Source organism: Georgenia sp., assembly GCF_054605595.1.
Genome location: NZ_JBTSDU010000110.1, coordinates 1 through 10,693, shown reverse-complemented (window position 1 = coordinate 10,693; position 10,693 = coordinate 1). Strand labels below are relative to the sequence as shown.

Here is a 10,693-nt window from a genome sequence, read left to right as displayed (position 1 = left end):
TCCGGACTGTCCGGGTGTCTTACTCAAGGTTGGCACAGAGGGGGGGCGCAGTACCCGGGCGCCGTGCCACACCCACGCCACACCCTCCGCCGCGCCGAGGGCGTCGACGTCGATCAGCACCTCCCACTCCGGTTCCGCCGTGCGGTACGACGCCCACGTGGTGCGCCGCCACAGCCCCCGCGGATGCTCGGCGTCGGTCCAGAAGTTGTACAGGTGCTCCCCGCGCTGGACCACGCCGGGGATCTTCTCGGCGGAGTCCAGCACCTCTAGGATCCCGCTGCGCAGCTCCTCGAACCGGGGTGAGCGGAGCGCGGCCTCGGCCTCGGCGTTGCGCTCGCGGACCCACGCCAGGGGCTGCTCGCCCTCGACGTCCTCGAGCCAGGCGAACGGGTCGGGGAGCTCCTCGGTGCCGGTCATGGGGCCATCCCATCACGGCCCGTCGGCACCGTGGAACGGGGACGCCTCCGACCGGGGCCCGGGTCGTGGTCGGAGCCCGGGCCCCGGGGACCTGCCGGTCCCGCGCCGGGACCGCTCAGGACCGGGCGACGACGTCGCCCGCGAGCAGGTGGGTGAGCAGCTCGCTGAACCGGTCCGGCTGCTCCAGGTGCGGGCTGTGCCCGACGCCCTCGAGCACGACCTCCTCGTAGACCCCGCCCGCGGCGGCGAATCGGTCGAGGACGGTGCGCATCTGGGTGACCATCGGCTGGGCGGGGTAGACCTCGGGGCCGGGCCCGGGGATGGCGCCGATGGCCATGAGGTGGCCGAGGTCGACCAGCGACGTGTCCGAGACGATGGCGTCCGCGTCGCCGCGCACCCAGAGCACCGGCCCCACCGCGGGCCGGTCGGCGAACCCGATGAGGTCGTAGTACTTCGGCGACAGGGCGTTGTTCATGCCGACCGTCCCGGGTCCGCTGCCCGGCCAGTTCTCGCTCGGGACGGTGCCGCCGGGGTAGTGGTCGGGGCCGGTGCGCGTGGAGAGCACCGAGTCCACAAGCAGCTCCTCGTCCACCAGCTCCGTCCCCGGTGCCACGTAGAGCGCACGGAAGACGTTGCGGGGGGAGTGCGGGTGGTCCGTGCTGCGGTCGCCGGCCGCGATGGCCGCGGCGAAGTCGGGGTTGGCGGTGCCGCCGCCCGAGCCGGCGAAGTCGGGCCACACAGGCTCGCCCTCGGCGCCGGCGGTTCCCCCGAAGCCGAACGGGGAAGCCGGTGCCTCGAGGAGCACCGGCCCGACCCGCTCGGGGTGATCGATCGCGAGCTGCATGACGGCCCCGGCCCCGGCGGAGTGCGCGACGAAAGCCGCCCGGGCGATGCCGACGGCGTCCATGAGCGCGGCGAGGTCGTCCGAGAGGTCGCGCATCCCGCGGGTGGCGTCGATCGGGAGCGGCTCCGTGTCGCCGTAGCCGCGCAGGTCGGGCGCGATCCCTCGCCAGCCCGCCGGCAGGCGCCCGAGCAACCGGTGGAAGAACGCCGACGATGAGCAGTTGCCATGCACGAGGATCACCGTGTGCTCGGCGGTGCCGCCCGGGTCGGTGTCGCGCACATGGATGCGTGCCCGCGTCGTCGTGATGTCGTGCTCGGTGACCTCGTTCATCGAAGACTCCTTCGTCGTGCGCCGGTGGTGCGGTCGGTCTCGTGCGGTCGGCGGTGCGGTAGTGCGGTGGTACCTCAGGCCTCGAGCAGGAGGGCCTCGCCCTGACCACCACCGCCGCAGAGGGCGACGGCGGCGCGCCCGCCGGTGCCGGCGAGGCGGTGGGCGGCGTGGACCACCAGGCGTGCGCCGGAGGCGCCGATGGGGTGGCCGATGGCGATGCCGCCACCGTGGGGGTTGACCCGGGCGGGGTCGGCGCCGAGCTGGGTGGTGGAGTGGGCGACGACCGCGCCGAAGGCCTCGTTGATCTCGATGTGGTCGAGGTCGGCCACGGTCCAGCCCTGCCGGGCCAGGGCCTGCTCGATGGCGCGGGCGGGCTGGGCGTGCAGGGACGCGTCCGGGCCGGCGACCTGCCCCGGCGCGCGGAGCGTGGCGAGGATCCGCCAGCCCTGGGCGACGGCGTGGGAGCGGGTGGTCAGGACCACGGCGGCGGCGCCGTCGGAGATCGCGGAGGAGTTCCCGGCGGTGATCGACCCGCCCTCGATGAACGCGGGGCGGAGCCCGGCGAGGATCTCGAGGGTGGTCTCGGGGCGGATGCCCTCGTCCCGGTCGACGACGTGCTCGCCCTTGCGGGTCTTGACCGTCACGGGGACGACCTCGCCGTCGAAGACGCCGTCCTCCCACGCCTTGGCGGCACGCTGGTGGGAGCGGGCGGCGACCTCGTCCTGTTCCTCGCGCGTGAGGGGGTAGGTGCTGGCGGTCTTCTTGTCGGTGGCCAGCCCCATGGCCTCGTGGTCGTACGCGTCGGTCAGGCCGTCGTGGGCCAGGTGGTCCACGGCCTCGACGTTGCCGTAGGCCCAGCCCGTCCGGGTGCCCATGAGCAGGTGGGGGGCGTTGGTCATGGACTCCATGCCGCCGGCGACGACGACGTCCGCCTCGCCCGCCCGGATCAGCCGGGCGGCGTCGATGATCGCCGTCAGCCCGGACAGGCACACCTTGTTCACGGTGGTGGCGTGCGCGGACCAGGGGATCCCGGCACCGACGGCGGCCTGCCGGGCCGGGGCCTGCCCGGCCCCGGCCTGGAGGACCTGGCCCATATAGACGGCCTCGACCGCGTCGGCGGGCACCCCGCCCTGCTCGAGAGCGCCGCGGATGGCGAGGGAACCGAGCTGGACCCCGGTCAGGGTGGCGAGCCGGCCCTTCAGGCGGCCCTGGGGGGTGCGGGCCGCGCCGACGATGACGACATCGCCGCCCTGCTGCGTGGCCTGGCCGGCGGGCTGCGTGCCGGCTGCGGCCCCGGTGGTGGGTGTGGTGCTCATGCGTCGACCTCCACGGCGTGGATGTGCTCGGAGACGATCAGGTCGGGCTCGGTGCGCTCCTTGACCTCCTCGACGCCCACCCCGGGGGCGAGCTCGACGAGTACCAGGCCCTCGGGCGTGACGTCGATGACGGCCAGGTCGGTGATGATCCGGTCCACCACGCCGCGGCCGGTCAGCGGCAGGGAGCACTCGTCGACGATCTTCGCGTCCCCGTTCCTGGCGTTGTGCTCCATGAGGATGATGACCTTCCCGGCGCCGTGGACGAGGTCCATCGCCCCGCCCGGTCCCTTGACCATCTTGCCCGGGATCATCCAGTTGGCTAGGTCCCCGGACCTCGAGACCTGCATGCCGCCCAGGATCGCGACGTCGATCTTCCCGCCGCGGATCATCCCGAAGGAGAGTGCGGAGTCGAAGAACGCCGCCCCGGGCAGGGTGGTGACGGTCTCCTTGCCCGCGTTGATCAGGTCCGGGTCCACCGCGTCCTCGTACGGGTACGGACCCACCCCGAGGATCCCGTTCTCGGACTGCAGCACCACCTGCCGGCCAGCGGGCACGTAGTTCGGCACCATCGTGGGCAGCCCGATGCCGAGGTTGACGTAGGAACCGTCGGCCAGTTCCAGGGCCGCGCGGGCGGCCATCTCCTGCCGTGTCAGTGCCATCTCAGGCCGCCTCGCCGCGAGCGCGCACGGTGCGCTTCTCGATCCGCTTCTCGATGTCGCCGCCCACGTGGACGACGCGGTGGACGTAGATCCCGGGTAGGTGCACCTGGTCCGGGTCGATCTCTCCGGGCGCGACGAGCTCCTCCACCTGAGCGATGCAGACTCGGCCGGCCATCGCGGCCAACGGGTTGAAGTTCCGCGCCGCCTTGTTGAACACCAGGTTCCCGTGCCGGTCGGCCCGCAGGGCGTGCACCAGGGCGAAGTCGGTCGCGATGGCGTCCTCGAGCACGAACCCTCGCTCCTGCCCCCGCACCGAGAAGGTACGCACTTCCTTGACCGGGGAGGCCTTCGCCACCCCGCCCGAGCCGTCGTACCGGCGGGGCAGCCCGCCCTCGGCCACCTGGGTGCCCACCCCGGTGGTGGTGAAGAACGCCGCGATGCCGGACCCGCCGGCCCGCAGCTTCTCCGCGAGGGTGCCCTGCGGGGTCAGCTCGACCTCGAGCTCCCCGGAGAGGAACTGCCGCTCGAACTCCTTGTTCTCGCCCACGTAGGAGGCGGTCATCTTCACCAGGCGCCCGGCGCCGAGCAGCAGGCCGAGCCCCCAGTCGTCCACGCCGCAGTTGTTCGACACCACCGACAGGCCCGTCGCACCCTGCGCCAGCAGCGCCTCGATCAGGGCCATCGGGTTGCCCGACAGGCCGAACCCGCCCACGGCGAGCGAGGCGCCGTCGCCGATGTCCGCCACCGCCTCCGTCGCGGAGGCCACCACTTTGTCCAGGCCGGGCGACGTCCCGGTGCGGCTCGTGGCGTTCACTGTTCCGCTGGTCATGGTGTCTCCTTCAGGTGGATCTCTGGTCTCGGGGTCGGGTGCTGGTGGGTGGTTTGGCGGGCGGCGACGCCGCGCTCAGCCGGCGCCGACGAGGAAAAGGATGGCGGAGAAGACGAGGCCGGAGGCGACGAGCGTGACGGTCGTGTACCCCAGGATGTCCCTCATCTTCAGGCCGGCGATGGCCAGGAGCGGCAGTGCCCAGAAGGGCTGGATCATGTTGGTCCACTGGTCGCCGTAGGCGACGGCCATGATGGGCACGGCCGGGTCCACGCCCAGGCGCGCGGCCGCGTCGAGGAGGATCGGTGCCTGGACGGCGAACTGCCCGCCGCCGGAGGGGACGAAGAAGTTCACCAGGCCGGCGGACAGCATCGCCAGGAACCCGAAGGTCTGCGGGGTCGAGACGCTCACGATCCAGTCGGAGAGGACCGTGATGAGACCGCTGGCCGTCATCATGCCCAGGATGCCCGCGTAGAGCGGGAACTGCAGCAGGATGTCCCCGACGTTGGAGGCGGCGTCCTTGACGAGGGCCGTGAGCTCGAACGGGCTGCGGACGAGCAGCAGGATGAGCGCCAGGAACGTCCAGTTCACGAAGTCGAGGGTCGGGGTACCGCCTCGCACGATGTACACGACCAGGTAGGCCGCGAGGGCGAGCCCGACCAGGGTGGTGAGGAAGCGGCTGGCGTCGAGCCGATCGGCCGGGGTGACGATCTCGTCGTTGACCGTGATGCCCTGGTCCCGGGCGTCCACCTCGAGCTCGACGATCCTGTCGCCCCGGCGGGGTGCGACCAGTGCGAGGGCGAGGGCGACGACGAGGACGGTGGCGACGGCGCCGACGATGTTCCAGGTGGCAAGAGTCGTCTGGCTGACCGGGATCGTCGTGCCCAGTTGTTCGGCGATGAACGACCCCTCGGTCGCCGCGGTGAGCGGGCCGGAGCCGGAGTACCCCATGTGCCACACGACGAAGCCGGAGAAGCCGGCCGCCACGAGCATCGGGAAGTGCAGGCGCACGCCCTTCTCGCGCAGCTGCGCCGCGACCTCCTTCGCCATCAGGGCGCCGACGACGAGCCCGAGGCCCCACTGTAGGAGCGAGGCCGCCGCGGCGACGAGGAAGACGAAGATGTAGGCCTGCAGCGGCGTGCGGGGCAGGCCACCGAGCCGGGCCAGGAGGCGCCGCATCGGGCGGGTGTTGGCAAGCATGTGGCCGAGCAGCAGGATCAGCGCCATCTGGGTCATGAACGCCAGCAGCCCGGCCAGGCCGTCGCCCCAGCCGACCAGCACGTCCACCGGTCCGGCGTCCGTGAGGACGAGCGCCATGAGGGCGACGATGACGGTCAGGATGATGGCGAAGACGAGCGCGCTGGGGATGAACCGCTCCACCAGCGTGTTGACGGGCCGCATGACCCGGGCGAACGGGTTGCGCGAGTCGGACCGGCTCTCGGTCTCGGGAGGCTTCTTGCTGACTGACGACATGGGCGAACTTCCCCCTGCTACACCGTTGAAGTAGGGCGGCGGGACGCTGAGCGGGCCCCGCGCGAGATGGCCGGTGCTGTTCCTACCAGATTCGGTCGGTCTGGTCCCGTCTCGGTCACCATGACGAGACCTCCGCCTGCGGGGCCCGGACCCGTGCGGCGACGGCGGCGGCGCCCGGGGGTGCCATGACGATCGTGTAGTGGTTGACGTCGGGCACCTCGACGAGGGTGAGCGTCGGCATCCGCGCCACCCACCGCGCCACATGGTCGGTGGTGTACAGGGGTGCGTCGTCCTGCAGGCCGCGCGGGGCCCGGAGGAACACGGCGGGGACGTCGAGCGCCTCGAGGGCGGGGAGGAGGGACTCGCCCGTGACGAGCTCGCGCTGGTCCGCGGTGACCGCCTCGACGCGCGAGGACGGCCGCCACCCGCCGTCGACCGGTTCGAGGTCGTAGTCGAAGTACCCCGCGAGCGTGTCGGTGCCGGTGCGCGTGAAGGCCGGGTGCTCACGCCAGAACTCCCGGTACGCGTGGGCGTCCGGGAACGTCATCGCCAGCCGCTGGGCCGCCGGTCCCAGGACGGCCTGCATGCCGACGTCCGGGTCGATGTCGGTGGGCCCGTCGAGTGGGAGGCCGCCGTCGACGAGCACCAGCTCGGCCACCAGGTCGCGGTGCCGGTGGGCCAGCACGACGGCGACGAAGCCGCCCATCGAGTGGCCCACCACCACGGCCGGGGCGGTGCCGACGTGCTCGAGCAGTGCGGCGACGTCGTCGGCGTGGCGGTCCATGCCGAACGGGCCGCCGAGGCCGTTGGACCGGCCCCGGCCCCGCAGGTCGGGCGCGACCACCCGCACACCGGGCAGCGCGGCGGGCAGCAGATCCCAGGTCCGGTGCGTGGCGGTGATGCCGTGGATCGCCACCACCGTCGGTGCCCCGGCCGGCGCGCCGACCGGTTCCCAGACCCCCGCGTGGAGGGTGCCGCCGTCGACGGGGACGTCGATCTGCGCGTACGTGTGCGTGCTCATCGGGCACCCCACCCGCCGTCGAGGACGTAGGAGGCACCGGTCGCCATGGCGGCGTCCGGCCCGGTCAGCCAGGCCACCAGCGAGGCGACCTCGTCCGGCTCGACCAGGCGCTTGATGGACTGCTCGGTCAGCAGGACCTTCTCGAGCACCTCCGCCGCACCGATGCCGTGCACGCGTGCCTGGTCGGCGATCTGCTTCTCCACCAGGGCGGTGCGCACGTAGGCGGGGTTGATGCAGTTGCTGGTCACGCCGCGGGCCGCGCCCTCCAGCGCGACGACCTTGCTCAGCCCCTCGAGCGCGTGCTTGGCGGTGACGTAGGCCGACTTGAACGGGGAGGCGACCAGACCGTGCACGGAGGAGATGTTCACGACCCGGCCCCAGCCGCGGGCGTACATGTGCGGCAGGACTGCGCGCACCAGCAGGAACGGTGCCTCGACCATGAGGCGCTGGATGCGGCGGAAGTCGTCGGGGTCGAAGTCCTCGATGGGGCTGACCACCTGGATGCCTGCGTTGTTGACCAGGATGTCGGCCTCGAGCGTGAGGTCGTCGAGCGCGCGGCTGTCGTCGAGGTCGACGACCCAAGCCTCCCCGCCCGTCCGGGTGGCGACGGCGCGCGCCGCGGACTCGTCCCGGTCGGCGACGACGACATGCGCGCCGCGCCCGGCCAGCGCCCGGGCACACGCGGCGCCGATCCCGGCGCCGCCGCCGGTGACCACCGCGCGTCGGCCTGCCAGGGGACCGTGGGTGGGCGGGTCCTGTCCGTGCTGGGTGCTCATCGACCGGCTCCTTCGTCGGGGATCAGTGCGCGTTCGATCAGGTTCATGACGGCGTCGAAGACGTGCGGGGGCAGTCCGTCCGGCCGGTCCGCGGCGCCGTCGTCCCACAGGACCCAGCGGGCGCCGACCATCTCGCCGATGCCCATCAGCGCCCAGGCGGCGACCTCGGTGTCGACGTCGGCGGGTATCTCGCCGCGCCGCTGGGCGGCGTCGAGGCCGGTGACGTATCCCTTGGCGATCGTCTCGTAGTGCAGGTGGAGGACGTCGGGGGCGACGAACTCGGCCTGCCGCATGATCCGGTACAGCGCGGGGTTCTCGGCGGTGAAACCGGAAGAACGCCCGGAAGCCGGCTCGTTCGGCGGCCACGTGGGTGGTCTCGGCGCTCGTCGCGAGGAACATCGCCTGGCGCACCCGGGAGTTGAGGTCGCGGACGACCTCCTCGAAGATCTCCTGCTTGGAGGAGAAGTAGAGGTAGAAGGTGCCCTGGCCGACCTCGGCGGCCTCGGTGATCTTCACGATGGAGGCGTCGTGGTAGCCGCGCTCGGCGAAGACGTCGGTGGCGACGGCGAGGATCTTGGCCCGCGTGCGGTTGCCGCGCTCGGTGCGTGGGGCGGTGGTCATGGCCGGGCCTCCTCGTGGCGCAGCGCCGCCGCGTTGCGCGGCCGGGGGTCGACGGACGTGATCGTGCGGGGTGCCTTGAACGTGGCGAGGTGCGTGTGGCAGTGCTCCGTCAGCTCCTCGGTGCTCACCGCCGCCCCCTTCGCGCGGACCACGAACGCGTGGCCGACCTCGCCCCACTGCGGGTCGGGGACGCCGACCACGGCCATGGCCGCGACGCCGGGGTGGGCGGCCAGCGCGGGCTCGACCTCCGCGGGGAGATGTTCTCGCAGTCGCTGATGTAGATGTCGCTGAGGCGGTCGACGATGCGGAAGTAGCCGTCGGCGTCGCGCTCGGCGAGGTCTCCGGTGTGCAGCCGGCCGCGCCGCACGGCCGCGGCGCTCGACTCCGGACTTCGTTGAGACTCGCATGGGACCGCCTTCAATGGTGGTGTGGGCGTCCACCCCCTGACCTGAGAAGTGATTCAGGTAACAGAAAGAAAGCATGGGTCGGCGCCTCCTGTCAAGACGGTGCCGCCATCGTGCTCGGCGACCCGGTGCCGGTGGTCACGACGGCCGGCCGACCGGGGGTTGCGGGCCGGGGAGTACGGTCGATCCCGTCAGGACACACACGAGAGAAGGACGCCGAGCTGCGCGAGTCCCCGTCACGGCGGCGGCCTGTCACGGCGACGGCGTACCCACGATGTTCGAAGGGACGTTGGTGACATGCGCGCTGCCCGCTTCTACGACCGAGGGGACATCCGGGTCGAGGAGATTCCGGAGCCGGAGGTGAGGCCCGGCGAGGTCGGCATCGACGTCGCCTGGTGCGGCATCTGCGGGTCCGACCTCCACGAGTACCTGGAAGGGCCGATCTTCATCCCGCCGGCCGGGCACCCGCACCCGCTCTCGGGCGAGTCCGCCCCGATCACCCTCGGGCACGAGTTCTCGGGCGTGGTCTACGCCCTCGGCGAGGGCGTGGACGACCTCGAGGTGGGCCAGCACGTCGTCGTCGAGCCGTATGTCATCCGCGACGACGTCGACACCGGTCCGGAGAGCAAGGACTACCACGTCTCTCCGGACATGGGGTTCATCGGCCTGTCCGGGAACGGCGGCGGCCTCGGCGAGAAGGTGTCCGTCAAGCGTCGATGGGTCCATCCCATCGACAACGACGTGCCGCTGGACGAGGCGGCGCTCATCGAGCCGCTGTCGGTGGGCTACCACGCCGTCGACCGCTCGGGTGCGAAGGCGGGGGACTTCGTGCTGGTCGGAGGTGCCGGCCCGATCGGCCTGTTGACGGCCGCCGTGCTCAAGGCGAAGGGCGCCACCGTCGCCGTCACCGAGCTCAGCGAGCTGCGACGCCAGCGGGCCCTCGACACGGGCGTTGCCGACTATGCCTTCGACCCCGCGCGGGTCGACGTCGCCGAGGAGGTCCGGAAGCTGACCGACGGCCGAGGGGCCGACGTCGCGGTCGAGGCCACGAGCGCCCAGCCGGTGCTCGACACCCTCATGAACGCCCTGCGCCCCACCGGTGTGCTGCAGGTCGTCGCCATCTGGAGCAGACCGGCCTCCATCGACCTCTTCCAGGTGGTCATGAAGGAGATCGACGTGCGCGGCTCGATCGCCTATGTCAACACCCACCCCGACACCATCCGGCTCGTGGAGTCGGGGACGATCGATCTCAAGCCGTTCATCACCGGCAGGATCGGGCTCGACGACCTGGTCGACAAGGGGTTCGAGACGCTGATCCACCACAACGAGACGGCCGTGAAGATCCTCGTCTCCCCGTCGGGGAAGGGGCTCTGACCCGGACTCGCGAGTAGCGGGCGGGGCTCGTCACGGACAGGTGCCCCTTTGCGTTGATCATGAGGCTCGCGACGGTCTCAGGTTCCGATGCAGAAGGGCATCTGTTCGGTGGCCGACGCTGCGTCGCCACGCAAGGGTGAGCAGCACTTCTCGAGCACCAGCACCCTCAAGCGCGCCGGCACCCACTCGCAGATCTGCGTCAGAAGACGTTCTGCTGGTCGTCCGACTCCGGCAGCGGCTCCGTGCGCTCGCCCTCGTCGAACCGGCCGTGGGGTTTGGCGGTCTCGGTCTCGAGGTCCTCGTCGGTGGCCTGGCCCTCGTCGAAGCGCCCTCTCGCCGGCCCTGGCTTGGCGGCGCCCACGCTCCGCTCGCCCTCGTCGAACCGGCCGTGGGGTTTGGCGGTCGCGGTCCCGAGGAACTCGTCGGTGGCCTGGCCCTCGTCGAAACGCCCACGGCTGAGGTGGACCTTCTCCTCGTCGCTCCCGGCGTCCGTCGACCCGGTGTCTTCACTCATGGCGCACCCTTCCCGAGCAATCGGCCCCGTGACATCAGGGTTGGTACCACCACGAGTGTCACCCTCGGGAGAGGGGCGCGGCAAGAGGTCGGTACGGCAGCACCGTGGGGGGGCGGGG

At 71.9% G+C, this 10,693-nt stretch carries 11 protein-coding genes and 2 pseudogenes; 1 reads left to right on the top strand and 12 read right to left on the bottom strand.

Going from position 1 to position 10,693, the window contains the following annotated elements; all coding sequences use genetic code 11:
* From ACYC1Z_RS11900 to ACYC1Z_RS11850, 11 genes and pseudogenes are all read right to left on the bottom strand, one after another.
* Nucleotides 1–417: pseudogene (locus tag ACYC1Z_RS11900) on the bottom strand (S9 family peptidase); the annotation flags it as partial.
* A 115-nt stretch (nucleotides 418–532) separates the two neighbouring features.
* Entirely contained in the window at nucleotides 533–1,591 is a 1,059-nt protein-coding gene (locus tag ACYC1Z_RS11895) for an alpha/beta hydrolase (RefSeq protein ID WP_461409740.1), read from the bottom strand.
* Between the two features lie 74 nt (nucleotides 1,592–1,665).
* A complete protein-coding gene (locus tag ACYC1Z_RS11890; protein WP_461409739.1) occupies nucleotides 1,666–2,907 on the bottom strand; it encodes an acetyl-CoA C-acetyltransferase in 1,242 nt (413 codons plus the stop codon).
* Nucleotides 2,904–3,566, bottom strand: a complete 663-nt coding sequence (locus ACYC1Z_RS11885) for a CoA transferase subunit B (RefSeq protein WP_461409738.1) — start codon at nucleotides 3,564–3,566, stop codon at nucleotides 2,904–2,906. Before ACYC1Z_RS11885 ends, ACYC1Z_RS11890 begins: the two co-directional genes overlap by 4 nt.
* Nucleotide 3,567: 1 nt before the next feature.
* The gene (locus ACYC1Z_RS11880) at nucleotides 3,568–4,395 is read right to left on the bottom strand and encodes a CoA transferase subunit A (RefSeq protein WP_461409737.1); all 828 of its coding nucleotides are present in this window, start codon (nucleotides 4,393–4,395) and stop codon (nucleotides 3,568–3,570) included.
* A gap of 75 nt (nucleotides 4,396–4,470) precedes the next feature.
* Nucleotides 4,471–5,793, bottom strand: a complete 1,323-nt coding sequence (locus ACYC1Z_RS11875; protein ID WP_461409742.1) for a short-chain fatty acid transporter — start codon at nucleotides 5,791–5,793, stop codon at nucleotides 4,471–4,473.
* A gap of 187 nt (nucleotides 5,794–5,980) precedes the next feature.
* Nucleotides 5,981–6,886 (bottom strand): alpha/beta fold hydrolase, encoded by a 906-nt coding sequence (locus tag ACYC1Z_RS11870; RefSeq protein ID WP_461409736.1) that lies wholly within the window; start codon nucleotides 6,884–6,886, stop codon nucleotides 5,981–5,983.
* Nucleotides 6,883–7,662 carry an SDR family NAD(P)-dependent oxidoreductase gene (locus ACYC1Z_RS11865; RefSeq protein ID WP_461409741.1) on the bottom strand — a complete coding sequence of 260 codons (780 nt, stop codon included), beginning with the start codon at nucleotides 7,660–7,662 and terminating at the stop codon, nucleotides 6,883–6,885. Before ACYC1Z_RS11865 ends, ACYC1Z_RS11870 begins: the two co-directional genes overlap by 4 nt.
* Nucleotides 7,659–7,955 (bottom strand): hypothetical protein, encoded by a 297-nt coding sequence (locus tag ACYC1Z_RS11860; RefSeq protein WP_461409743.1) that lies wholly within the window; start codon nucleotides 7,953–7,955, stop codon nucleotides 7,659–7,661. The genes ACYC1Z_RS11865 and ACYC1Z_RS11860 overlap by 4 nt, the downstream gene beginning before the upstream one ends.
* Before the next feature lie 199 nt (nucleotides 7,956–8,154).
* Nucleotides 8,155–8,283: pseudogene (locus tag ACYC1Z_RS11855) on the bottom strand (TetR/AcrR family transcriptional regulator); the annotation flags it as partial.
* On the bottom strand, nucleotides 8,280–8,489 hold the full coding sequence (locus ACYC1Z_RS11850) for an AMP-binding enzyme (protein WP_461409735.1): 210 nt from the start codon (nucleotides 8,487–8,489) through the stop codon (nucleotides 8,280–8,282). The pseudogene ACYC1Z_RS11855 and the gene ACYC1Z_RS11850, both read right to left, overlap by 4 nt.
* Before the next feature lie 495 nt (nucleotides 8,490–8,984).
* Here ACYC1Z_RS11850 and ACYC1Z_RS11845 point away from each other — a divergent pair, with 495 nt between their 5' ends.
* Nucleotides 8,985–10,061: a 2,3-butanediol dehydrogenase gene (locus ACYC1Z_RS11845; protein WP_461409734.1), complete on the top strand. Its 1,077-nt coding sequence runs from the start codon at nucleotides 8,985–8,987 to the stop codon at nucleotides 10,059–10,061.
* Between the two features lie 199 nt (nucleotides 10,062–10,260).
* Here the strand turns inward: ACYC1Z_RS11845 and ACYC1Z_RS11840 are convergent, their stop codons facing one another.
* Nucleotides 10,261–10,575, bottom strand: a complete 315-nt coding sequence (locus ACYC1Z_RS11840) for a hypothetical protein (protein WP_461409733.1) — start codon at nucleotides 10,573–10,575, stop codon at nucleotides 10,261–10,263.
* Nucleotides 10,576–10,693: the final 118 nt, after the last annotated feature.

Coding starts and splice junctions, on each gene's coding strand:
- ACYC1Z_RS11895 (WP_461409740.1), bottom strand. CDS start 1,591: ATGAACGAGGTCACCGAGCACGACATCACGACGACGCGGGCACGCATC.
- ACYC1Z_RS11890 (WP_461409739.1), bottom strand. CDS start 2,907: ATGAGCACCACACCCACCACCGGGGCCGCAGCCGGCACGCAGCCCGCC.
- ACYC1Z_RS11885 (WP_461409738.1), bottom strand. CDS start 3,566: ATGGCACTGACACGGCAGGAGATGGCCGCCCGCGCGGCCCTGGAACTG.
- ACYC1Z_RS11880 (WP_461409737.1), bottom strand. CDS start 4,395: ATGACCAGCGGAACAGTGAACGCCACGAGCCGCACCGGGACGTCGCCC.
- ACYC1Z_RS11875 (WP_461409742.1), bottom strand. CDS start 5,793: ATGCGGCCCGTCAACACGCTGGTGGAGCGGTTCATCCCCAGCGCGCTC.
- ACYC1Z_RS11870 (WP_461409736.1), bottom strand. CDS start 6,886: ATGAGCACGCACACGTACGCGCAGATCGACGTCCCCGTCGACGGCGGC.
- ACYC1Z_RS11865 (WP_461409741.1), bottom strand. CDS start 7,662: ATGAGCACCCAGCACGGACAGGACCCGCCCACCCACGGTCCCCTGGCA.
- ACYC1Z_RS11860 (WP_461409743.1), bottom strand. CDS start 7,955: ATGCGGCAGGCCGAGTTCGTCGCCCCCGACGTCCTCCACCTGCACTAC.
- ACYC1Z_RS11850 (WP_461409735.1), bottom strand. CDS start 8,489: ATGGCCGTGGTCGGCGTCCCCGACCCGCAGTGGGGCGAGGTCGGCCAC.
- ACYC1Z_RS11845 (WP_461409734.1), top strand. CDS start 8,985: ATGCGCGCTGCCCGCTTCTACGACCGAGGGGACATCCGGGTCGAGGAG.
- ACYC1Z_RS11840 (WP_461409733.1), bottom strand. CDS start 10,575: ATGAGTGAAGACACCGGGTCGACGGACGCCGGGAGCGACGAGGAGAAG.